This is a genomic window from Bradyrhizobium sp. 192, assembly GCF_023100965.1.
GTDB classification, from domain to species: domain Bacteria; phylum Pseudomonadota; class Alphaproteobacteria; order Rhizobiales; family Xanthobacteraceae; genus Bradyrhizobium; species Bradyrhizobium symbiodeficiens.
The window spans coordinates 2,993,463-3,014,487 of record NZ_CP064690.1 but is presented as its reverse complement, the minus strand read 5'-3'; the positions used below and the strand labels follow the sequence as shown (position 1 = coordinate 3,014,487).

At 60.1% G+C, this 21,025-nt stretch carries 24 protein-coding genes and 2 pseudogenes; 5 read left to right on the top strand and 21 right to left on the bottom strand.

What is annotated here, in order from left to right:
- Positions 1-26 precede the first annotated feature (26 nt).
- The 3 genes from IVB24_RS13695 to IVB24_RS13680 form a co-directional block, all read right to left on the bottom strand.
- Positions 27-266 carry a hypothetical protein gene (locus IVB24_RS13695; protein ID WP_247773205.1) on the bottom strand — a complete coding sequence of 80 codons (240 nt, stop codon included), beginning with the start codon at positions 264-266 and terminating at the stop codon, positions 27-29.
- 266 nt (positions 267-532) lie between these two features.
- Entirely contained in the window at positions 533-799 is a 267-nt protein-coding gene (locus tag IVB24_RS13690; RefSeq protein WP_247773204.1) for a hypothetical protein, read from the bottom strand.
- Positions 800-965: 166 nt separating this feature from the next.
- Entirely contained in the window at positions 966-1,502 is a 537-nt protein-coding gene (locus IVB24_RS13680) for a hypothetical protein (RefSeq protein WP_247774296.1), read from the bottom strand.
- A gap of 79 nt (positions 1,503-1,581) precedes the next feature.
- Between IVB24_RS13680 and IVB24_RS13675 the strand changes: the two genes are divergently transcribed.
- Positions 1,582-1,761 carry a hypothetical protein gene (locus IVB24_RS13675; RefSeq protein WP_247773203.1) on the top strand — a complete coding sequence of 60 codons (180 nt, stop codon included), beginning with the start codon at positions 1,582-1,584 and terminating at the stop codon, positions 1,759-1,761.
- Between the two features lie 117 nt (positions 1,762-1,878).
- Here the strand turns inward: IVB24_RS13675 and IVB24_RS13670 are convergent, their stop codons facing one another.
- From IVB24_RS13670 to IVB24_RS13645, 6 genes and pseudogenes are all read right to left on the bottom strand, one after another.
- Positions 1,879-2,115: a hypothetical protein gene (locus IVB24_RS13670; protein ID WP_247773202.1), complete on the bottom strand. Its 237-nt coding sequence runs from the start codon at positions 2,113-2,115 to the stop codon at positions 1,879-1,881.
- 391 nt (positions 2,116-2,506) lie between these two features.
- Positions 2,507-2,884: a tautomerase family protein gene (locus IVB24_RS13665; RefSeq protein WP_247773201.1), complete on the bottom strand. Its 378-nt coding sequence runs from the start codon at positions 2,882-2,884 to the stop codon at positions 2,507-2,509.
- 85 nt (positions 2,885-2,969) lie between these two features.
- On the bottom strand, positions 2,970-3,173 hold the full coding sequence (locus IVB24_RS13660; RefSeq protein ID WP_247773200.1) for a hypothetical protein: 204 nt from the start codon (positions 3,171-3,173) through the stop codon (positions 2,970-2,972).
- Positions 3,174-3,245: 72 nt separating this feature from the next.
- Complete coding sequence (istB, locus tag IVB24_RS13655; protein ID WP_346771335.1) at positions 3,246-4,109, bottom strand: IS21-like element helper ATPase IstB; 864 nt, start codon at positions 4,107-4,109, stop codon at positions 3,246-3,248.
- A gap of 8 nt (positions 4,110-4,117) precedes the next feature.
- A pseudogene (gene istA, locus IVB24_RS13650) lies at positions 4,118-5,608 on the bottom strand (IS21 family transposase); the annotation flags it as partial.
- A 112-nt stretch (positions 5,609-5,720) separates the two neighbouring features.
- Positions 5,721-5,930 (bottom strand): annotated as a pseudogene (locus IVB24_RS13645) (Ku protein); the annotation flags it as partial.
- On the opposite strand from IVB24_RS13645, the gene IVB24_RS13640 reads away from it, so the two are divergent.
- A complete protein-coding gene (locus IVB24_RS13640) occupies positions 5,872-6,033 on the top strand; it encodes a hypothetical protein (RefSeq protein WP_247774295.1) in 162 nt (53 codons plus the stop codon). The pseudogene IVB24_RS13645 and the gene IVB24_RS13640 overlap by 59 nt on opposite strands.
- A gap of 277 nt (positions 6,034-6,310) precedes the next feature.
- Here the strand turns inward: IVB24_RS13640 and IVB24_RS13635 are convergent, their stop codons facing one another.
- The 10 genes from IVB24_RS13635 to IVB24_RS13590 all read right to left on the bottom strand — a co-directional run bounded on the left by IVB24_RS13635 (position 6,311) and on the right by IVB24_RS13590 (position 13,031).
- Positions 6,311-6,826 (bottom strand): PRC-barrel domain-containing protein, encoded by a 516-nt coding sequence (locus IVB24_RS13635; protein ID WP_247444684.1) that lies wholly within the window; start codon positions 6,824-6,826, stop codon positions 6,311-6,313.
- A gap of 150 nt (positions 6,827-6,976) precedes the next feature.
- Positions 6,977-8,017 carry a glycosyltransferase family 4 protein gene (locus IVB24_RS13630; protein ID WP_247773199.1) on the bottom strand — a complete coding sequence of 347 codons (1,041 nt, stop codon included), beginning with the start codon at positions 8,015-8,017 and terminating at the stop codon, positions 6,977-6,979.
- 131 nt (positions 8,018-8,148) lie between these two features.
- Positions 8,149-8,358, bottom strand: coding sequence for a hypothetical protein (locus IVB24_RS13625; RefSeq protein WP_247773198.1), 210 nt, complete (start codon positions 8,356-8,358; stop codon positions 8,149-8,151).
- A 95-nt stretch (positions 8,359-8,453) separates the two neighbouring features.
- Entirely contained in the window at positions 8,454-8,858 is a 405-nt protein-coding gene (locus IVB24_RS13620; protein WP_247773197.1) for a hypothetical protein, read from the bottom strand.
- Between the two features lie 15 nt (positions 8,859-8,873).
- On the bottom strand, positions 8,874-9,071 hold the full coding sequence (locus tag IVB24_RS13615; RefSeq protein ID WP_247774085.1) for a hypothetical protein: 198 nt from the start codon (positions 9,069-9,071) through the stop codon (positions 8,874-8,876).
- A 760-nt stretch (positions 9,072-9,831) separates the two neighbouring features.
- Positions 9,832-10,254, bottom strand: coding sequence for a hypothetical protein (locus tag IVB24_RS13610; protein ID WP_247773196.1), 423 nt, complete (start codon positions 10,252-10,254; stop codon positions 9,832-9,834).
- Positions 10,255-10,346: 92 nt separating this feature from the next.
- Positions 10,347-10,691, bottom strand: a complete 345-nt coding sequence (locus IVB24_RS13605; RefSeq protein ID WP_247773195.1) for a DUF1236 domain-containing protein — start codon at positions 10,689-10,691, stop codon at positions 10,347-10,349.
- Between the two features lie 168 nt (positions 10,692-10,859).
- Positions 10,860-11,165 carry a hypothetical protein gene (locus IVB24_RS13600; protein WP_247773194.1) on the bottom strand — a complete coding sequence of 102 codons (306 nt, stop codon included), beginning with the start codon at positions 11,163-11,165 and terminating at the stop codon, positions 10,860-10,862.
- 75 nt (positions 11,166-11,240) lie between these two features.
- Positions 11,241-11,795, bottom strand: a complete 555-nt coding sequence (locus IVB24_RS13595) for a hypothetical protein (protein WP_247773193.1) — start codon at positions 11,793-11,795, stop codon at positions 11,241-11,243.
- Between the two features lie 651 nt (positions 11,796-12,446).
- A complete protein-coding gene (locus IVB24_RS13590; RefSeq protein WP_247773192.1) occupies positions 12,447-13,031 on the bottom strand; it encodes a hypothetical protein in 585 nt (194 codons plus the stop codon).
- Between the two features lie 591 nt (positions 13,032-13,622).
- Between IVB24_RS13590 and IVB24_RS13585 the strand changes: the two genes are divergently transcribed.
- Both IVB24_RS13585 and IVB24_RS13580 read left to right on the top strand, forming a co-directional pair.
- Positions 13,623-13,967 carry a hypothetical protein gene (locus IVB24_RS13585; protein WP_247773191.1) on the top strand — a complete coding sequence of 115 codons (345 nt, stop codon included), beginning with the start codon at positions 13,623-13,625 and terminating at the stop codon, positions 13,965-13,967.
- 738 nt (positions 13,968-14,705) lie between these two features.
- Positions 14,706-14,948, top strand: coding sequence for a hypothetical protein (locus tag IVB24_RS13580; RefSeq protein WP_247773190.1), 243 nt, complete (start codon positions 14,706-14,708; stop codon positions 14,946-14,948).
- A gap of 2,516 nt (positions 14,949-17,464) precedes the next feature.
- Here the strand turns inward: IVB24_RS13580 and IVB24_RS13575 are convergent.
- Positions 17,465-17,764, bottom strand: a complete 300-nt coding sequence (locus IVB24_RS13575) for a hypothetical protein (RefSeq protein ID WP_247773189.1) — start codon at positions 17,762-17,764, stop codon at positions 17,465-17,467.
- A gap of 1,199 nt (positions 17,765-18,963) precedes the next feature.
- On the opposite strand from IVB24_RS13575, the gene IVB24_RS13570 reads away from it, so the two are divergent.
- Positions 18,964-19,176 (top strand): PilZ domain-containing protein, encoded by a 213-nt coding sequence (locus tag IVB24_RS13570; RefSeq protein WP_247773188.1) that lies wholly within the window; start codon positions 18,964-18,966, stop codon positions 19,174-19,176.
- Here IVB24_RS13570 and IVB24_RS13565 read toward each other — a convergent pair.
- Positions 19,136-20,289 (bottom strand): IS3 family transposase gene (locus IVB24_RS13565; RefSeq protein WP_247768341.1). Its coding sequence is split into 2 segments (ribosomal slippage): positions 19,136-20,040 and positions 20,040-20,289, totalling 1,155 coding nucleotides; the frame shifts between segments, so codons are not numbered across the junction. The two genes, IVB24_RS13570 and IVB24_RS13565, sit on opposite strands and share 41 nt — an antisense overlap.
- Between the last annotated feature and the right edge of the window lie 736 nt (positions 20,290-21,025).

Genomic DNA, 21,025 nt, shown 5'->3' with positions numbered 1-21,025 from the left:
GTCCAGAGCCACGCGTTGGTGTGGCTTCAGTCAGATTTCGCCCGCGCAGCAATCTCTTTGACCTTCGTCAGCGTTCGTTCGAATTCCGACCGAAGATACTGCTCGTGCGCGAGGTCTCTTGGCTCCGCCAGAAATGCGATTTTCACGAGGAAGCGGTTCAAAAGCGATGTAATTGGAAGGTTGCCCGAGTGTTTCGAACGGAGCGCCGTAAGCTGGCGACGCATCTCGATGAGATCAAGCTTTTCGTGGTCCGGCTGCTCTCTCAAATGAAGCTCGCGCGACTATCCAATGACGAAGTCGCTGCATCGAGTATGATGATGCGGCGACTTCGCTGGGGTGGACCGGACAAGGGCAATGTCCGGTGTGTGCAAACCTAATCCTCTGGAGCGCGACCGCAATCACGGCCTGGAATTAAGCTTGATGTTCGTGTTGCAGGTTAATTCTGGAACTGTGCGCTAAGGCGAACGATAGGATTACTGTTGAACTTCGCGATTGAGGGGATGCATTGGATGCGCCGCCCGGCGCGGCGCCTTCAACGTTGTGCGCAGCGTGGGCACTCCCCGTCTGCTGCTTCGCCGAGCTGCCGTGCGATTTCTTCCCTGAGGTCTTGCGTCTCCCAATTCGTGCCGTCTCTCCTAACGATCCTCTTGGCGCGCTCGAAGGCGTGGCTTTCGGCTGCATCGTCGCCTACGCGGATGGTGACTTCGGAGTGGAACGGACAGACCGCGACGGCACGGGTTGTCTCCAGCGCGTAGTACACAGTTGCGCTGAGATCATCGGCGTAATCTTTGGCGGACATGTCGGGCCCTTCGCGGTTGACAGCGCAAGCAAAAAAAAATGGCCCCGAATGTCGGGGCCATTTTCCTTAATCGTCGTAGTTCCAGTGATGGTGACGCCTAATAACTACCGTGCGGTCTCGATCATGGTTGTACCACCCGTGGTGCCATCCGCGATCATACCCACGGTCATATCCGTAGTCCCTGTCGCGATAGTATCCGTGGTCGCCACCGATCCGGAAACCGAACTCCTGAGCACTGGCGAGCGTCGGTGTTGCCACACTGAGTGCCGTCACTGCCGCGAGGACATAACAATTCCTCATTGTGCTTCTCCCTTCGCTGGTTACGATTGGCAAACGCGTAGGAAATGTCGCCGTTCCGGGAACAGCCACGAAACTTTATTGAATAGGTGTTCACCATCATTGCAATGTGGAAGTACAAGTTCCAGCCGAGATCGAAGGAGCAAAGGAGACCGTCGGGTAGACACAAAATAGACCCCCGGAGACGTAGCTCCGAGGGTCTTGGCATCGCTGGTTCGAGTACATCCGCCGAGAATGACTTGGCCGCCAGCTCAGCCTTGCACCAGTCAGCCCGCCACCTGTGCTCGGCCGCCAACGCCTTTTCAGTCTCCACATCCGAGATGATCTTGTCGATCTCAACACCATCCAGCGTGCGTATGATCCGCAACACGATGGACAGCACCATCACGATGTCGCCGTAAAGCATCAACAAATCTCGGACTGCTCTTGATGATGCAGTTCGGCGTGCTACTACGCACCCCCATTAATCGGCTCGGAGAGCATCAGTGGCTAAAACGACTAAGACCAAACGCAAAGAATACACGAATGAAGACGTTAAACTGATCAAAGCGCATTCCAAGGCTCGCACCCCTGTCGCCAAACTTTCGAAACTGATGAAGCGGTCGGTGGGCTCGCTGAGACAGAAAGCGCTCGCGCTCGGTGTCGGTCTGGGTCATCAGCGGTAGCTACACGCCATACCCAACCAAAACGAAAACGGCCCCGACGGTATTGAACGTCGGGGCCATTCGAGATCATCAGGCTCGGGTACATCCGCCGCGCCATCCGATCAAAATCATCGCCGACTACGATACCTGACTAAGGTCGGATGTGGCAATGGCGCCATTGAGGTAATCACATTCGGCCCGAAAGCGCTCGGCCTCAACCTCGGCCTTGCGCCACTCGGCTCGGCGCCGACGCTCTCTCGCCAACGCCTTGCGCGTCTCCACGTCCCAGATGATCCGATCGATCTCGGCGCCACCCAGCGTGCGCTTGATGCGCAGCACGGTGGACAGCACGATCACAACATCGCCATAGGGCATCAACAAATCACGCGCAGCGACATCGCAATGCGCGATGAATGTCTCGATGGCCTCCTCGCTCTTGCAGAACAGCAGGACCAGCTCACGCGCCTGCCGCAGATCATCGAGAGCAGACCGGCTGTCGCGGTGAGCTGCTTGGTGTTTCTTATCCCGTTAGCCGTATGTCCGGTATGCGGCCGAGAGCAGCCCAACGCGGGGACGGCGCGAAGGTCAGAGATGGGGCAGATTGCGACATGCTCGGCGATTTGCAACTAATTTACGCACCAGCTAAGCCGTCGGTATTGTTGGACCGAATTTCTGGTAATCTTTGATTTTTGCACCTGAGCGTCAACAAGCGAAGGGTCGCTCGAAGCGACCCTTCGCCTGACTCATCGAGTATGGCAGCCTAGGACTAGTTCCACGGGTCACCGTTGCCGAATGACCAGTCCGAGCGATCGACATAGACCATATTAATCATGACATCGTTGGGGCGGACGGACAGTTTATCTTTTAGCTCGTCAGCCACGAACCGGAAGAAAGCGAGCTTGGAATCCTTGTTGTTTCCGACCGTGCTGGTCACCTGGATCAGGAGGAAGTCAGCCGACCGGTCGAATCCGAGGAATTTGGGATCGTAGATTAGGTTGTCGGCGGTGTGTTCATTGATAACGATGAAGCGGTCACCATCCGGTGCTTTCAAGACATCGACAATGCCCCTGTAGACAATGTCGGCCACGGCTGCGCGGTACTCGGAAGATTTTCCTTGGATCAGATCGATACGTGCGAACGGCATGGTAATCTCCGTGATTGATGATTGAGACTGAAACAGTAACGAACGGGATCGGCTGTTGATGGTTCCCGGCGATCCCGTTAGGAGGTCAGCGCTCGTCGATCTCAACGACGCCGCTCTGACGGTCGGCGTAAGCGGCTTGGAACGACGGTCGAGCCTGCCAGCGCTTCCAGAATGCATCGATGTGTTCGAAGCGCTCATCGAGGGGCGTTGCGTTCACAGGGAACTTAGAGAAGGCAATCGCGACCGCCATCGTCATGTCCGAGAAGGTCGGCGCATCGCCGCCAAGCATCCACTCGCGGCCATCTGACAGATGCTGATTGACCAGACTTGTGTGCGCCAGGGCTTCTTTGCGGCTATGCTGTCAATCGGCGTTTGACTGGGACCCCCTATCGGCATCCAAAATGGACCCCTTTGATCGGCGTGCTCTGCTGGTAGCGCTCGGGTCGTCGGAGCTGGTCGGGGTTGCGGAGACGGCGCGAGCGCGGGTTGTTTGAACATCGTCGCGGCTTTTGAATCGCCAGCTGTCGTTGCCGGTCTCGACGATGTCGCAGTGATGGGTCAATCGGTCGAGTAGCGCGGCGGTCATTTTGGCATCGCCGAACACGCTCGGCCATTCGCCGAACGCAAGATTGGTGGTCACGATGACGGAGGCGCGCTCATAGAGCCGGCTGACGAGATGGAACAGAAGCTGGCCACCGGACTGGGCGAAGGGCAAATAGCCGAGTTCATCCAGCACGATGAAGTTCATCCGGGTCAGATGCTCGGCGAGCCGTCCTTGCCGTCCGTTGCGGGTCTCGGTCTCGAGGCGATTGACGAGGTCGACGACGTTGAAGAAGCGGCCGCGGGCACCGGATCGGATGCAGCTTCTTGCAATTGCAATGGCCAGGTGGGTTTTGCCGGTGCCAGTGCCGCCAACCAGCACGACGTTGCGTTGCTGGGCGATGAAGCCGCCGCCAGCGAGATCATTGACGAGAGTCTGATTGATCGGCGTGCCGTCGAACTGAAAGTCGGCGATGTCCTTGGCAAGCGGCAGCTTGGCAATGGTGAGCTGATATTTGATCGACCTGGCTTGCTTCTCGTTGATCTCGGCGTTGAGCAGATCGCCGACAATGCGCTGAGGTTCGTGCTGGCGCTTGACGGCAGTTGCCATGATCTCGTCGAAGGCAGCCTTCATGCCGTAGAGCTTGAGTTCGCCCATGAGGTCGAAGATTTGGGTTCGTTCCATCAGATGGTCCTCCGGAGGTTGTCGTAGCGGGCACAATCGGCGATCGGTGCATGACGGAGCGTCAGTGCGGCCGGTGTCATGATGTTGGCCGGTGGGGCGGGTTCACGTTGACGGGCCAGGATGTTGAGCACCACATCGGCGGAATGGACGCTGTGACTGAGCGCTTCGGCACAGGCCGCTTCCACCGCGGGCAGACCGTCAGTCAGCACCGCGTTGAGGATATCGACCATCTGCCGATTGCCATCGTCGGTGCTGGCAAGCTTGCGCCGGATCCGCTCGATCGCGGCCGGCAACACCCAGTCTTTGAAGGGAGCACCGTTGCGCAAGGCGCCGGGTTTGCGGGCGAGCACCGGCACATAATGCCAGGGGTCGTAAACGGTATCGCCGCGCCCAAAGGATCGCGGGTGCTCGGCAACGATGCGTCCATCCTGACGGATCACGATGCGATCGGCATAGGCTTGAACCTCGACCGGTCGTCCGACTGCGCTGGCTGCGACCGAGTATTTGTTGTTGTCGAAGCGCACCAGGCAGGTCTTCGAGACCGATGCCGTCACCGCATGGAAGCCGTCGAAGCGGCCGGCATAGGGAACGAGTTTGGGGCGTTCGGCTTCGAACACGTCCCAGATCGTCTGATCGACTAGCTCCGGATGGCGATGAGCCTTGGCGTAGGCGATGCATTTGTCGAGCAGCCAAGCGTTTAATTCCTCGAGGTTTTTGAACCGCAGCCGCGGCGTGAAGAAGCGTTCCCTGACCAGCCCGACCTGGTTCTCGACCTGCCCCTTCTCCCAGCCCGACGCTGGCGTGCAGGCGACCGGATCGACCAGATAGTGGCTGCACATCTGCAGGAAGCGACGATTGTAGAGACGCCCTTTGCCGACGAAGATCGTCTCTACGGCGGTCTTCATGTTGTCGTAGATGCCGCGGGTGCAGGTGCCTTTGAACAAGGCGAACGCCCGGTCGTGGGCGTCGAACACCATCTCCTGCGTCTCCCGCGGATAGGCCCGCACGAACAGCATGCGGCTGTGACAGAGCCGGACATGGGCGGCCTTCACCATTACCGTGGTGCCGCTCAACAGGACCACCTCGTGGCTCCAGTCGAACTGGTAGGCTTCGCCTGGGTCAAAGCTCAGCGGGACATAAGCGGCCGCGGTCGATTGCCCGCGTTCCTTGCTCCAGCGCCTGGCGTATCGACGAACCGCATCATAGCCGCCGGCATAACCCAGGCCGCGAAGCTCCTCGAATAGCCGGATCAGTGTCAGCCGTTCCCGCGCCGCCTTGCTCTCATTCCCTGCCAGCAACCGATCAAGCTCGGCACTCCAGGCACCCATCTTCGGGAGCGGCTGCGTCTCGCGCTCGTACCGGAACTCCGTCGCTTGAGAACGAATGACCTTGCGAACCACCTTCCGCGATACGCCAAGTTCTCGGCAGATCGCCTTGATCGGACGACCATCAACAAAGTAGGCGCGACGGATCTTACCAATCGTCTCCACCACCAGCATCCCAACCTCGGCTTCCATGACTCGATGGAAGCCACTGTGGACCCTTATCCCGGGGTCCCGATTGGATGCCGATCACCCCGAAAACGGGGTCCTTATTCCATGCCGAAACACAGTAGCCCTTGACGATGTCCTCGTTGGGCACCTCGTCGCCGGTGTCGGCGTCGACTTTGAGGTACTTGATGCGGTGGCCGGTCTGACGGTTGAGCTGGTTGAAGGAGATCTTTTCGCTCTCCGACGTCGCCGGGTAGAGCGCGACGGGGCACGTGACGAGCGACAGCCTCAGAAAGCCTTTCCAGTTCGCGCGGGGGCCATGTGTACGCAAGCCGACTACCACCACCACGACGGTCGTGGGCGACGGCGTCTACAAGACCAAGGTCGAGGCGGAGTCCGCGGTCAAGACCACGAAGGTCTGCACCGAGCAATAATAGCCGCGGCGGCGTCAAGAGCCGTCTGAAGCGTTCTGACAGCGATTGGAGGAGAAATGCCCGTACTGATTTTGTGGGCCGTTCCCGCCGTCCTGGTTGTTGGCGGCGTCGGCTATTTCCTGGTTCACTTGCACTGAGCGGATACACCGCACGGATGAACGGCCCGCCCAATGATCTGGGCGGGCCGTTTTGCGTTGCAGTCAGTACACTGGCTCCCAAGGGCACAAAAAAAGGGCCCCGTAGTTGGGGCCCTAATTCGCCGAGAGCACGCGTCGCGCTAGTTGTAGTCCGAGTATTTGAACTGCGGAAGCGCCTTCAATTGCTCCTTGTTGCCACTCATGACGGCGTGGTCGGGGACCCAATCGTTCGTGGTGCGGTTCGTCGTTGTTGTCGACGCGGTCCCGGTCGTGGTCGTGTCGCGCGACGTGGTCGACGTGCCGCTCGAGCTGGTCCGGACCGGCTCTTCAACGAACTTCAGCTTGTCCATCGAGACGGCGATGTCGTGCTCGCCCATGCCGAGGAAGCCGCCAACTCCGATGACCACCGCGTGGATCTTGCCGTTCTTGTCGACGAGCAATTCGTTGATGTCGCCGAGCTTCTCGTTGGCCTCGTTGTAGACGTTCAGGCCCATCAGCTTCGAGGCGCGCCAATTTCCCTTGAGCGCCATCTTCGCATCGGCCGGCTGGGCGGTCGCCGCCGTCGCGGCGCGATCCACGGGCTGAGTAGATTGCGCGAAAGCAGCGCCCCCGATCACGGCAGTTCCAAGCAAGGCGACGGCAAGAAAGCTTTTCATAGATTTTCTCCTCCAACGTGAGCCGCACCCGTCCGGATGCCGGCCTCAACGCCGCCAATTACCGCTTGTTCCCGACCCGGAACGGATCGCCAAGGATTCGATAGGCAGCCGGCTTTTCCAGCGCCCCCAGCGAGCCGCGGAATAGATCTCTCACGTAAAGCGCGCTCCGCGGGCGACCAGCTCGCGATATCGGGTCTCGTAATCGTTCGCCATCCGGCTTGCGACGAAGCGCTCCTCGAACCGGGCGCGGACCACTCGTCTGTCCAGCCGGCGCAGTTCTTTCACCGCTCTGATCGCCTGCTCCTCACCGTCGACGATGAAGCCGGTGACGCCGTCCTCCACGACTTCCGGCACCGAACCTGATCGATAGGCGATCACGGGCGTCCCGCACGCCATCGCCTCGATCATCACCAGACCGAATGGCTCGGGCCAATTGATCGGAAACAGCAGGCCCGCTGCGTTGGCGAGGAAAGGCTGCTTCTTCGCATCGTCGACCTCGCCAACGAGCTGGACCTGCCGGCCATCGATGTTCGGCTCGAGCTTGTTCTTGAAGTAGGCCGTCTCCGCGCGAGGGATCTTGGCGGCGATCCGCAGCGGCATCCGCGCCGCACGTGCGATGCGTATGGCGTCCTCCGGTCCCTTGTCCGCCGTCAGCCGCCCCAGAAAGGCCAGGTACGAACCCGGTTCGTAGGAGGGCCTAAACATATCCTTGGGCAGTCCGTGCTGGATCGTCGCGATCCAGTTCGCCTCCGGAAGCGGCCGACGCTGGTCGGCGGAAATCGAGACGAATGGAGCGTCCGCAAAGGCACCGATTACCTGGGGCAGACCGGGAAGATCGAGCCGGCCGTGCATCGTCGTCAGGAAAGGCACGCCGGTCCGGCTCAACACCGGAAGGGGCAACCAGTCGACGTGTGAGTGGATCACGTCGAAGTCGCGCGAGCGCTCGGCGATGGCCTCGATCAGAAGTGCGCAGGCGGCGTTCGGATCCGCCCCCTTCCGCCCCAGGCGCAGCGCGCGCGGCCACACCGCGTGGAGCTTTCCCTTCGTCATCGAGTCACCGCTTGCGAACAGGGTGACCTCGTGTCCGAATTCGACCAGTTCGTTCACCAGCCAGTCGATTACACGCTCGGTGCCGCCGTAGAGCTTTGGAGGAACGCTCTCGGCCAACGGAGCAAGCTGGGCAATCCGCATCGGCTAGGCCCCGAACACGAACTGCAGGACTGTCACGATCCCAGCGGAAATGAGGGACGAAATCGCGAGCAGCGTCCAATTGGGCCTCGTACTTCCGCGGGCCAAGCGCGCTGCGAGCGTCTTCACGACCGTCAACATTCGTCTCGAGGAAGCCGCTGCAGGTAGGCTATCCCGAAGCCAGCGAGTTCTTCGGTATCGCTCTCTCGCGCTTCCGACCTCCTGTGGAGGTGGCGCTCCAGCAGGCAGCGCCGGGTGTCGTGCGCATCGACCTCGGGGTGCCGCGCCCGATACGCCGTCCAGGCGGTCTCCGTGGCGTTCTTCAAGACGACGTCGTCGACCATACTTTCTCTCTCCGGAGACCGAACCCAGTCGCTGCCAACTCAAGGCACTCTGGAAAGTTTCCGGTTTTTCCCGGAAGTAGACGAAGGGAGGAGAGTCAGGATGCTTTGGCACGCGCCCGCGCACGTGCCGCACGGTGGCGCTGCAGGCGTTGGCTTCGGCCTGACCTTCTGGTTGCGAGGGGTGCTGGCGTCGGCGCTGCGGCCGTCGACTCCGCCGCTGGCGCTTCGCGTGCCGTCTCTGGCTCGGGGCGCTTGGCTTCCATGAACTCGAGGACCGAGCGCCCTTTGTCGGTGATGCGCCAGCCGCCGTTCAGCCGCTCGATCAGCGCCTGCGAGAAGATGTCAAGATCGGCGACTCGCGCAGCCAAGCGCTTGGTCCGCTCGGCCCAATCCGGTCCGCTCGTCGCCAGGATAGCCATGTCGCGCTTGAGGTCCGCCATGACGGCGAATCCGTCGGGATAACTCACCAGGATCTTGAGCACTGTGACCTGGAAATTCACTCCAACGCTCCGCTATCACCCGATGCTCGGGGCTTGATGGAGCGCCTCGCGACCGACCTGCTTCAGGCTCTCCGGCGTGATGTTGCCCTTCGCGGCGGCTTCCAGAATCCTCGAAGCGACATGGGTGCGAGCACCAGTTTCGAAACGCGAAACCTCTTCGCAGACCTCGTCGAGTACGGCGCGCAAAAGCGCCGTCGTGACCGGATCGAACATGGGAACCCCCAGCGCTAGAAAAGATAGCCTACCGCAAAGACGTATCCCGGCGGAATCAACATTGTTAATGCCCGCAGACATCAGGCGGATGTTCGGGGCGAACTCCCGAAAGCTTTTGCGCCGCAGCGTGGGCCGCGGCCTCGCGTGTTGTTGTCCGAACTCGAACCTGTCGAGCGACGCTGCCCCGGCGGCGAGGATCCATTGCCAATCGCCGCCGGGGTCAGCAGCAACCATTGCCTATTTTTCCCGTTATCGGCAGGGCGCGAGCAATGTGAAAGGAATCTCGATGAAGAAGATCGCGATGTCGGCGCTGCTGGTCGGCGCTCTTGGTCTGTCCTCGGTGGCCGCCACGTCTCCTGCCTAGGCTCATTGGCGAGGTGGCTGGGGACCGGGCATCGCCGGCGGCCTGTTGGCCGGCGCTGTGATCGGTGGGCTTGCCTCATCGGCGTACGGATGGGGACCTGGTTATGGCTACTACGGTGGCCCCGGCTACTATGGAGCGGGCTATTACGGCGGACCCTATGCCTACGACTACGGGTATGACGAGCCGTATCTCTGGGGTGGCGGGTACGCAACCACGACCTACTACACGGCGCCCGTGTCCTACGGCTACCGCTACCGTCGAGTCGTGCGACCTGCATACGCCTATTACCGCGGATCCTACCCGGTCGTTCGGCACCGCTGGCATCACCACCACTGGTGAGAGCGGTCCATCTGATCGCAACGAAGGCCGCGCACCCGAAGGCCTTTTCTTTTCCGCTTACCACAATCCACCCGAAAACGGGTCGTGCCGTTCGAAGGCAAGGCGTCGTTCGGGCGCTCTCATCGCCGGCTTCGTCGAGCGCTTTGGATGCGGGCGCGCCTGTGAGGCGATGCGTCCGGGCGGTTCTTTCTTGACCCCGGCGGAAGGTGCTGCAGGCATGGCGGCCATAGCCTGGCGCACCTGCTCCTGCGGATCTTCGGGGATCGGATCGGCCTGCGCGACATTCGGCACCTGGGCTCGCGGTCGCGTGTCGAACACGATCTTCTCCGGAAGGCTTCTCGCCGAGCTGATCCGGATGGTCGTCCTGTCGGGATCGGTTGCTGCCGCCCGCTCGACGGGGGCAGGTAGGTATCGGTCCGCCGCGAAGAGCATGGCCAGCAGCAGCCCGCCCACGAATATGAAGTATCTGATGATCGGCATGGATCGCCGCTCGCGAATGAGAAACTGGAAATTAGGCGGGGCCCGACGTGAGATGAGGCGGGCCGCTTTCTCGGCGACCCGCCTCGCAGGACTTAGTCCACCTCTTGGACCACGGTGCGCGTCGACGGATCGACCAGCATCACGCGCTCGCCGGAGTAGACGTACCGATACTTCGTCAGCGAGGGGCCCCACTCAGCGGGCACCGCCTCGAGTTCGACCTCGCGCGGCACTGGCGAGCCGACCACGATCTTCTCGCGGCTCTCGATGGGACGGACCTTGTGTTCGGTCACGTAGGTGCGGATCTTCGTGCGGTATTCCGGCTCGATCTGCACGGCGGCGGCATGACCGTTGCCGGTCGTGGTGACGACCGTAGACTGCGCCATCGCGCCGGTCGAAATCAGCGCGGCGGCCGCGCAGGTCAGCATCAGCTTTTTCATGGAAATCTCCTGCCCGCAGGATACGGCCTGCGAGAACCCGCCAATGATGGCAAGGTTCCGGATGTGCGGCAGGATGATTGCCAATTTTTCCCGACTTGGTGAACGTCGGGCCCCCCGCCGAGAAGGCCCTCGGCAGAGAACGGCATGCTCTTCACGATGCCGGCGTGTTCATCCCTTCTGCAGCGCCGCCGACAACGCTGGACCATCGTTCAGGATCGAAAAGATCTCTCGAGACGACAGATGGGCAGCCGCCTGCTCGAGACTATCGCTCGCGTCGACCTTGGCGCGGCCGACCGCCAGATTTGCGTCGATCGTGTCGGGCCGGACGGCGTGGGAAGGCGGCAACTGCGCGAGGTGGAAGGCCAGGAGCGCGGCGTCTTCGCGCAGCTCCGTCAAGGCCGGTTTGATCGCTGCGCCCGCGGACGCGCTCAATTCGACCGATGGCGGTTCTCGATCTTCCGGGGTGGAGAACAATTTGCCGGGCGCGGGTTTGGCAGTCAGGGCGCCTATGGAACGGCGAACAGAAGCCCTACGGCAGCACCATCCTAATCAATCACTTAGCATCATTCGTGCTCGTCGCTCCGGGACCGCCGGAAGCACTGCGGAAGCACGGCCGGTCCTTTGACGCGGAAGCAGAGTGCACGTCGCGCGCAGCGGGGCGACTTCAAAGCCGCTCCGCATTCGTCGGTCGACGGTCAATGCAAGCGCGCCGCGGCTGCGCCCTCGGTGGCGCGCTAGGCGGTCGGGGTAGGGGTACGGGCCCGGAGCGCACGCCTTCTTGAGCTTGTAAACCCGACGAGCCCAGGCTTGCTGCTCCTCATCGTCGAATGGGTAGAAAGGAACGTGCGGCTGCGACCATTCGGCATGTGCCGGAAGGAAGCTTGGCCGGCCCAAATCGAAGTCCCACCAGATCGCGCAGCCCATTCGCAACTGATGATAGCTGGTCGCGAGAGCATCGATCGTCGCCGCCCAGTACATCGCGTCGGGACCTCGGCGCGCGACCGGCGCGATGATGCCGACGTTGAGGAGGTCGAAGAGCTCGGAAGCCCTCAGCTTCAGGCGCTTGAGCACCTCGTATTCTTGATAGAGTGGTGGCTCGGACATGGGTCGCCCTCTCGTCGATCGGGAGAAGCAGCCATCGGCAGCCGCTGTCTGTCAAATTGTGGGAGTTGCGGAAGCTTCACGCAGAAAATCTGAGTTTAAGTCAGTGGCGACCCGCCAGCTGTCTGCTTTGTTGAGCCGTTCAGCGGAGCCACTTGTTTCTGATTCGGCGTCGGACATCTCGCCGACGGGCGCCGCAAGCGTCTGCAGCCTTCGCCTGTACAGCACGCGACGTGCTACTCGACCTGATCGATCGAGACCGACAGTCGAACCGGTCCTGCCCTTCAGGTCGACCTCAACTATCACGGCCCCTAAGTATGGTGCTGAAGCTCCTCCGCACGGGCGCCAACCGATGGTCACAGACCGATCTTCTGGCAGCTGGAGCTTTGCGGCTGGCGATATCGCGCGACCCGCTCGGCACCTGACATGTTGCCGTTCGGATTCCAAGTGAAGCTCCGACGGTGATGTTCATGGCCGCCATAGCAACGAGAACAACTCATGAACACGTACTGTTAGCGGGCCGCCCCCGGCCTCTGCCGGCTCCGAAGGTTGGATTGAACGCGCCGACCTTGGCCATTGTCACCTCGCCGTGGCAGTCCATCTCGCTCTTAGATCGACGTGTAAGTTCAGCACAACAACGTGCCCCGCCTGCTCTCAGTTGAACGGATCCTGGATCGATGGCGCCGACTGTCTGATGCGGCGCACGCTCACCGGCTTGCCGTCGGAGACGAACAGCAGCTCGTATCGCCGCCCTTCACTGTCGGTCGCCGAGCAGGTGACATCAGTCACCTTTCTCGCAGCGAAATTGCCAGTCTGGCGGCAGGTACCAGTTGATGGCTGCTCGGCCGGCACCGGCAGTCCGTCAACCTTGGGCCGATCCTTGGAATTGAGCAGCATGCGATCAATCGGCAGCTGGTAGGAATTGTCGTCGGCCCGTTTGCCGTTCACGCCGGAGAACGACACCACATGGCTCTCATCGTCGGGATCGTCGACAGCGACCGCAAAATTCACCCGCCCCTTGTCGCCGTGGGCGTAAGCCACCGTCTTGCAACCGAAGCTGCGCCCGTCGACCTTCAGCGTCTTGCAGTGCCCGGACATCAGCGCCAACAGATCGATAAAGGCGTTTGGTCCGGCACCGAACGAGGAGCTCAAGGATTCTTCCTTCTGAGGAGATTGAGCAAAGCACGGCGCAAGGTAAACTAGGAAAACAAGCGCTGCGGAAGTCGAATATTTAGGCATTTGGGCGCTTACGAGAGTATCCATGTATCTCAATTGCGCAACAGGCAGACCACATCAGGATGGAAAGCGCAACGGCCCCGGAAGCGAGTCAGCCAACGTTTGCTTTCGATCGTGAGCTGGCTGCGGCCTATGGGTGGCCTGGGCGTCGACTCGTCCAAACGCGCGTATGGCTGAGCACTTTTTGATGGCCCATGCGGCGGCGGGTCCAAGCTCGCAGGTGCTGATTCACCGTCTTACAACCTTGGGGAAAACTGCCTGTAGGTCAGTCGGCCTGCATTTTCCGAATCAAACGCCCGTGCTCGCTGATCCTGTATCTCGGGTTTCGGAGTTGAGCTTGAGCCAGTTTTTTTCCGTGCTATTGCTAGGCACTGCGTTGACGCTAACCTTGTGCTTCGGCGTTGCGGCATGGCGCCAGTCCGCCGGCAGAGACGTCGACATCACTGCCACCATCCCGCATCAGGAAAACGGCTGGCGAGCCAGGCCCATTAACTGACCGCCTCGCGCTGCTCCGTATTTCTACCAGTTCGGCGAACGTCGCATTGATCTCTCTCTCTCCCTCGTTGCGCTTGGATGGTGCGCGGGGGCGCGAAAATGCGTTGGATTGTGATCGTCGGGGTTTGCCTCGCGTTGGGCGGCTGCGGCACAAAATATCAAGAAATGGGATTCACCAGCGGCGTCGCCGCGCAGCAGATGACTGCGGACACCTGGCGCATTCAGTCGCGAGGCAATTCCTATACAAACTCTGCCACAGTGCAGGACTACGTCCTTCTGAAAGCCGCAGAGACCGCGCAAGCCGCTGGCGGCACGCACTTTCAGATTACCAGCGCGGCCGATGCAAGTCGGGCCTCGACAATCGTGACTCCTGGAACGAGCAATACAACGTTCTCGGCAATCAAGCTTTCACGACGACCTCGCCCGGCAGCGTCGACACGGTAATTAAGCCGGGACAAGACGTCTATGTGCGGGTGCTGAAGCTGCCACCTGGACCAACACCCCAAGGCATCTATTCCGCTCAAGAGATTACCCAGTTCGTCGGATCGCGGGTCGAGCGCCCGAAATGATGTTGAAGGAACTATGCGGATCGTTGCACCATTAACGTCGCATTTTCTGGCGCCAGAGGCCACTCGCTCTGGCGCGCACTTCGTCAAGGTACATTCTCGGATGAACTCGCGCACACCGCTGCCTAACCGTGGGCATCTCGCGCCGATGCGCTGGGCCTCAGGAACGTATGGCGTCAATCGCGTGGGCAATCAGGATTGCAACGCTGGCCGCGATGATGATGACTAACAGCCAGGTGATCACGTTCGTCTCCATCCACGCTGTGGAGTGAACGCGCTCAATCGCGCACAGTCAAAAACAACCAGCCAGAAACCTTAATACGGAGCTGGGGTGAGGCTTCAACGCAACTATTGCGTCCGCTGTCGGCCCTATAGGCGGAATGCGAGCACGAGAAGAGCACCAACAACGCACGCCGCGAGCAAGAGTAGCAAAGTACCCACGGCATCCCCGAATCATTAGGGTTCTGCGCGGAAACTTACATCATCCTGGGCCCAGCCCAAGCTGCCAAGCGCTTATGATCGCTTCTCTCGAAGAGAGAATGCCCGGGGAACCGACGACGATCTAAAAAGCCGCCTTAGGAAGAACCCGAGGCCGAAAAGGAAATTATCCAGACCGATGGCGACCGCTCCCGTCCGCATCCGTAAGCACGAAGCTGTGCCGCAGATCGGCAGCTATGAAGTCTGCTTCGTCGATGGTCGCCCGAGCGTCTATTTCTACTGGGGCGATATCGCGGGACGGCGGCTCGCGCCGAACCTGTTGACCGGGGCAGAGAAGCGCTTGAGAAGGCGCGCGCACTCGCGAGAGCGGAGTTGGCCCGCTATCGAAAGACGAATGACGCAAAGTCGCCCGATGGAATAATTTAGGGTGACGGAATTTAAGGAACGCTAAGCGCGGGCGGACATTTGAGTCATCGCCGGCTCGCCGTGTGAGCTGGCGGAGCGGTCCCGGCCTACCGTCCCCTCCAGCCCCCAAGCCGGGGCCGTCTCTCCGCCAACCAAGTCCCACCAGCGTGAACCGGCGGGCCGCCACGAGCCCACCAGGGGCGCGAAGCCATTTCGTCCCCGGCGAAATCTTCTTGAAACATCGCAGGTCAAAGCTGGCTGTATTAAATACAGGGATATCAGATGCTAGTCCTAATGAACCTGATTTGGCGCCGGTTGGCCTACACGATTGTGATCGGCATGCGCTCTAAGCTCGTCCGGCAGGTAGAGTGAAGCGGCTTTCGTGAGCACACGACCATGCCCAAAGAGATCACTATAGCGCTCTGGTCCTTGGCAGCTGCCTGCGTAGTCGCATTCAGCATGGCAGCTTTGGTTGCGTCTCATTAGAAGAGAGCAAAACGGACACCGTGAACCGGCCGCACATTGCGGCAGCTACCAAAAAGCCGGCCCCGCAGGGGATGAAGCCCTTGAGGCCGGAGTTTACGCTACGCTGCTCCGAGACGTGCCCGGAGCTAGAAATTGAACGCCTCCCGATTGCCAGTTGTTCCCGCCTCGCAGATTACGGCGAGTCTCCTATCTTTTCGCACATGCGTATGGCGTACGAGCTCTGCCTGGCGACCGCCGGCAAGCAGGTCCCCTCGGGGCCGGACCGGATCCATGAAGTAAAGCATGACGGGTACAGGATGCTAGTCATCCGGGAGAACGAGCGCGTGCGGCTGTTCTCCCGCAACGGCACCGATTGGACAAAGCGCTATCCGTGGGATTGCCGAGGCGGCGTTGAAGGAACCGGCAGAAGCATTTCGCCATCGACGGCGAGGCGGTGATCCTAGGCATCGACGATATTTCGGATCTCAACGCGCTGCACTCTCGCAAGCATGAACACGACCTACAGCTCTACGCGTTTGACGTTCTCGCAATGGGCGGAGATGACCTCCGGCAGATGCCGCTGCACCTGCGCAAGACCAACCTGGGAGCGGCTGCCGGTTCGCCGTCCGGACGGGATCACCGTCGCGCCATTCGAGCGCCGAGAGATCGGGCCGAAGCTTTTCAGGGCCGCCTGCCGCTTGGGGCTAGAAGGGCTGGTCTCGAAACATTGTGACGGCCTTACCAGGGTAGCCGGCAAAGGCATTGGATGGAGGTGAAGAGCCGCACCCATCCAGCAATGTCGCGGAGCTTTGACCGCGTCTTATTTAGCTACTTCGACCCCGTAGCGGGATTCGCGGGTGCTGTGGATGGCGCAGTTGCCGGAGAACCGGCGCCCGCACCCTGCGCCGAGGAAAAAGGAAAGACGTCGCTAGAACCGAGCCTACGATGTCTTTGAACTCCGATCGTTCGCGGCCTTCAGTGCCGCGTCGATCGTGGTAAGCTTGGCGGCAGACACTCTCGATACTCTGGTGATCAGCCACATGCTGCTAGCGCAGCTAGCGCATTCGTAGAGCTTTAGCTCAACTCCTTTCGCGACGGGAAAGAGTGCCCTTAGAACTCTAGGCTGGCAGCAAATTATGCAACCGGCTTCGCCGTACACGCTATCCCCCACGAAAGCATTGCCATTTATGAAGAGGCCAGAGTCGAGCACTGCAGGCAATGGCGTGCGGCAATTAATCCGGCTGCGTGCTCACCGCGCAACACTACGCAGGTTGTCCTCGCGGGCGGAGTTCCCGATTAGCGCTTCTCCCGCACTAGCAACCTCCAGACGGGCGACGTGCCATCCCAGCATCGCAGCCGGCCATAAAAGCGCACCCGCACCCCGGCCTCCCGCAGCCGTTCGACAACGAGATGCAGCGCGATCACGTCGCCCTCTGCTAGCTCCACACACCGGCGCTCCCGAGACCACACCGCGCCCGGGAAGCGAAACAAGTTGTGCTTCAGCCATCGCCCGCCGCGCTCTGACAGGGTTGAAGGTCTACTTGCGCGCCGTCCCGAGGCCGTAGCCCGACATCAGGCCGGCGAAGCCAGTTCGCTATCCATCCCATCTGCTCTGCCCCCCAAGCATCACGGCTTGCACGAAGCGGAGTTGATTTGTCAATTTTTGAACATCTCGCAAATCCCAAGGTTGGGTGTTTGTCTGTGACGCACCGCGCCATCACCCGGAACGGCCCTGTCGTCTAATGCGCGTATGGCGGCGGGCCGGTTCTCGTGAGTGCAAGTATTTCGTGCGTAAAATCCCTGCTTGAAAAGCTCTCGCTCGACGAATTGCAGCGTTTCGAACGCGCCGTGCGGGCTCCCATAGAAAAGAAGATGCGAGAAGAAAGCCGCACGAACTAAGGAGCGGCTTTTAACAAAGACACCGGCGCAGCTTCGATCGTTGCTTGGCAAGGTACCCTACCGAAGCGCGAGAAGAATCCGGTTCGTCAATTCGTCGTCGAATGTGCATTCCAAGTCCGGCTTGCCACGCGAGCGAACAGCTAACCGCGAGGTGTGGTTCAAGATCGACTACATGAACCAAGCGCTTACCAGCGGGTCCGAAGATCCCGCCGATCCCACAAAAACTGAGCGCATCATGACCGTCGGCCTAACACAAGATTCGTAAGCCCCCTTCGGGGGCGTTTCCTTTAGGGCGGCCAACGAATTGATCAGTTGCTGAGTGGCAAGCTTCATTTGGCGCTCAGCGTTGATTGACAGTCTCTCCAGCAGCTCGGCCTCGGTGAGCCAAAACAGCTCGTCCTCACCTATCATTTTGGCACGCTGCTTACAGAACGCGGACATAGATTTAAAATACTGTTTCGTTTCCATACAAGCCTCCCAGCTCCCTCAGCTAATAGCAAAGGTTGTGCCGGTTTTCTGTCAGCAAGTTCACAAGGCGTCCATACCTTAGTGCACACAGGAACCGGTGAAGCCGACATCATCGAAAAATCGGGTTTTCAGCATCCTATAGAAGCAAACCTTATAGTTTTTATGACAGAGGTTGTGCCCCCGAGGCCCCTGGTACGATTGAACAGGAAGTCTCCCACATTATGAGCCTGCTATTCCCCCATATTGCATGCGGGCGCCAGTCCCGTGTCCTACGACTAACTGCGCGCCGCCAACACGCCCTGTCCCACCGACAGCCACGTGCCCGTTCCACATCATGAGATCGTGGAGCTGTTTAGATACACGCTGGGTTTCTTCGGACACGAGATCGTCCAGGAAGACACGCCTTGATGTCAGATGGCATGCGGTACTTTGGGTTGATGTCTTGCCGCGAATCTCGGAAGCAATCCCCACCAATCCACGATGACTTTGATTTAGCCAGGGGAGTTCGCCGTCGAACGTCCTCCAAGCCTCAAGCTGAGATTTGTTTTTCATCCACTTAGGTGGACCACCGAGAGGTCCACCGGTCTTAGGCTCTCGCCGGCTTTTGAAGGGCTTCGGATCATGCAGCGTGCAGCCTGTTGCTTCGGCCTTGGCAAGGGGCGTTCTTTGACGCGCCATTTATCGCCCTGAAAATCTTGGAAAAACAGAAAGTTTGCAAACGCGGGAGTGCGCACGGAGGACCCGGTCGGTTGGAGTACCCCAGAGGCCTTATACTTTTTGGGGTACCCTACCCATGGTTGTCGTCCGCCGCTGTAGCTACGCTGCGGTAGTTGCTCGGACTGGATAGGCGTAGTGACGCCGTTTGGCGCACACGTAACTATCTGTAAGTATTAAGCATGTAAGCTAACGCCTTTGCGCGGCCCTGCTGATTGTACAAACGAGATTGTCATGACCTCAGACCATGATGACGAACTGGCTGCTTTGGCGCGAGAGATCGCAGACAAGTCAAAATATGTTCACGATCGAACGGTTCTAATCGGGGTTCTTGAGCACGACGGACATGACGTGTCCGACTATAGGAGAGAGTTGGCCAATGAGCGCTCGCAGCTGGCAACCCGGATCGCGAGGCAGTTCAGGTTGCTTGAGATAACGTCGGTCAGTGAAGGAGACGACCCGGCCTCTTTATCTCAGGGATAACAATGTCCAACCGCCGCAAGATCGAGCGTTCGGATGTCGACTTGGTCGCCTACATTTTTGGAGACGGCGGCAGCCAACGTTGTCGCGTGTTCAACCTCTCGGAGGACGGGGCCGGCATCGAGTTACCGACAAAATTGCACATCCTGAGCTGCTGCCGGTTTGATGGACACCAGGTTAAGCTAATCTCACCTTACGCTCGAACTCAACGGGGCTGAGATAGCCGATGGTCGAATGACGCCGGACGGCGTTATAGAACCGCTCGATGTAGTCGAACACATCTGCTCTTGCCTCGTTCCTGGTGCGATAGGTCTTGCGCTCGGTGCGCTCGGTCTTCAACGACGAGAAGAAGCTCTCCATCGCCGCGTTGTCCCACACATTGCCGGATCGGCTCATGCTGCAAACGATCCCGCTGTCGGCCATCAGGCGCTGGAACTGTTCGCTGACGTATTGGCTGCCGCGATCGGAATGATGCATCAAAGCATCCGGGTTGCCGCGGCGCCAGACTGCCATCAACAGGGCATCGGCAACCAATTGCGCTGTCATACTAGAGCTCATCGACCAGCCGACCACACGGCGCGAGAACAGGTCGATCACGGCCGACACGTAGAGCCAGCCCTCGGCGGTCCAGATGTAGGTGAAGTCGGCGATCCACTTCTGGTTCGGCCGCTCAGCCACAAACTGACGATCCAGAAGGTTCGCCGGCACGTTCGCTATCTGCCGGTCGCCTTCGTCCTTCGGCAGGCGCCGGCGCCTTGGTCTCGCCCGCAAGGCCTGCAGGCGCATCAGCCGCTCGATTCGATGCAGGCCGCAGTCGACGCCGTCTGCCAGAAGGTCTCTCCAGACGCGCCGTGCGCCATAGGTCCGGTCGCTGGCAACGAAGCTCGCCTTGACCCTCTGGCCTACCGTCTCGTCGCTTCGGGATCTGGCGCTGGGCGATCGGTTCAGCCAGGCATGGAAGCCCGACCGCGATACGCCCATTGCTTCGCATAGCCATGCCACCGGCCAGATGGTCCGGTGCTTCGCGATGAAGCCGAACTTCATGTCGCTTCCTTCGCGAAGTAGGCAGCGGCCTTTTTTAGGATGTCCCGCTCCGCCTTCAGCTTGGTGACCTCGCGCCGCAGCCGCTCGATCTCCAATTGCTCAGGCTTCATTTGCCCGTGGCCGGGGAAGGCCTGAACGGGATCGGAGCCGAACTCCTTCACCCATTTGCGCAGCACGTTCTCATGAACCCCCAGGTCGCGGCCGGCTTGCGCCACCGACACCCCTCGTTCCCTGACAAGCTTGACCGCCTCGACCTTGAACTCTCGACTGAACTTCCGTCTCTGCATGACCACCTCCGGCTTCATGAAACACCCAATCTCGGTGTCCATCAAACCGGCAGCAGCTCATCCGTGAGAAGTTTAAGTTGATGCTGGAGAGAGACCGTATCATCAGAGATTGCCGTCTCATTTGGTCTACTGATGTTCGCATCGGCGTCGTGTTCAGAACCGATTAGTCGACTCTGGTACGTTGCTGGGAAGCGGCGCGCGTCCCGAGGACGTGCCGCACCGCTGGCAATTGAAAACCGCAGGCCCCTGAGAAGAACAGTCGGCTCGAAAATCATGCACATCGCACGCCGCGACCGCTAGAATCTCAGGATAAGCAGCGGCGCCTCGAATAGAACCAGCGGACACATGCAAGAACCCTGGAACGGGAGGGCAAGCCCCGTTACCGGTGGCAAAAACGATATCAGCGCCTGGCTGGAAAAGAATCCATCCCCGCACATGGAAGGGATGATTGAGATTGTCGATATAGCGACCCGGATGCCCCGGCGGGAAGTCCTTCCCAGCAGGGATGAAAATGGTTCAAGGGTTGCTCACGACCAAAGCCCGATAACTCGCGGCGGCTCCCTCCAGTAAGTTCATGATCCAGAAGTCTATTACCTTGCCAAGCGCCTGAGTAGCGGCACCGACCGTACTGCCGACTGAGTGAGCCCCAGGAGCTCGCGCAATTAGATGTGCGTAGTCGAGCAATGTTACCTTTGGTGCTACAGCCAAAGCTGTATAGGCACACATGGTGCCATGA

Coding starts and splice junctions, on each gene's coding strand:
- IVB24_RS13690 (WP_247773204.1), bottom strand. CDS start 799: ATGTCCGCCAAAGATTACGCCGATGATCTCAGCGCAACTGTGTACTAC.
- IVB24_RS13680 (WP_247774296.1), bottom strand. CDS start 1,502: ATGCTTTACGGCGACATCGTGATGGTGCTGTCCATCGTGTTGCGGATC.
- IVB24_RS13670 (WP_247773202.1), bottom strand. CDS start 2,115: ATGCCCTATGGCGATGTTGTGATCGTGCTGTCCACCGTGCTGCGCATC.
- IVB24_RS13665 (WP_247773201.1), bottom strand. CDS start 2,884: ATGCCGTTCGCACGTATCGATCTGATCCAAGGAAAATCTTCCGAGTAC.
- IVB24_RS13660 (WP_247773200.1), bottom strand. CDS start 3,173: ATGCTTGGCGGCGATGCGCCGACCTTCTCGGACATGACGATGGCGGTC.
- istB (WP_346771335.1), bottom strand. CDS start 4,109: ATGGAACGAACCCAAATCTTCGACCTCATGGGCGAACTCAAGCTCTAC.
- IVB24_RS13635 (WP_247444684.1), bottom strand. CDS start 6,826: ATGAAAAGCTTTCTTGCCGTCGCCTTGCTTGGAACTGCCGTGATCGGG.
- IVB24_RS13630 (WP_247773199.1), bottom strand. CDS start 8,017: ATGCGGATTGCCCAGCTTGCTCCGTTGGCCGAGAGCGTTCCTCCAAAG.
- IVB24_RS13625 (WP_247773198.1), bottom strand. CDS start 8,358: ATGGTCGACGACGTCGTCTTGAAGAACGCCACGGAGACCGCCTGGACG.
- IVB24_RS13615 (WP_247774085.1), bottom strand. CDS start 9,071: ATGTTCGATCCGGTCACGACGGCGCTTTTGCGCGCCGTACTCGACGAG.
- IVB24_RS13610 (WP_247773196.1), bottom strand. CDS start 10,254: ATGCCGATCATCAGATACTTCATATTCGTGGGCGGGCTGCTGCTGGCC.
- IVB24_RS13605 (WP_247773195.1), bottom strand. CDS start 10,691: ATGAAAAAGCTGATGCTGACCTGCGCGGCCGCCGCGCTGATTTCGACC.
- IVB24_RS13595 (WP_247773193.1), bottom strand. CDS start 11,795: ATGTCCGAGCCACCACTCTATCAAGAATACGAGGTGCTCAAGCGCCTG.
- IVB24_RS13590 (WP_247773192.1), bottom strand. CDS start 13,031: ATGCCTAAATATTCGACTTCCGCAGCGCTTGTTTTCCTAGTTTACCTT.
- IVB24_RS13585 (WP_247773191.1), top strand. CDS start 13,623: ATGCGTTGGATTGTGATCGTCGGGGTTTGCCTCGCGTTGGGCGGCTGC.
- IVB24_RS13580 (WP_247773190.1), top strand. CDS start 14,706: ATGGCGACCGCTCCCGTCCGCATCCGTAAGCACGAAGCTGTGCCGCAG.
- IVB24_RS13575 (WP_247773189.1), bottom strand. CDS start 17,764: ATGGAAACGAAACAGTATTTTAAATCTATGTCCGCGTTCTGTAAGCAG.
- IVB24_RS13570 (WP_247773188.1), top strand. CDS start 18,964: ATGTCCAACCGCCGCAAGATCGAGCGTTCGGATGTCGACTTGGTCGCC.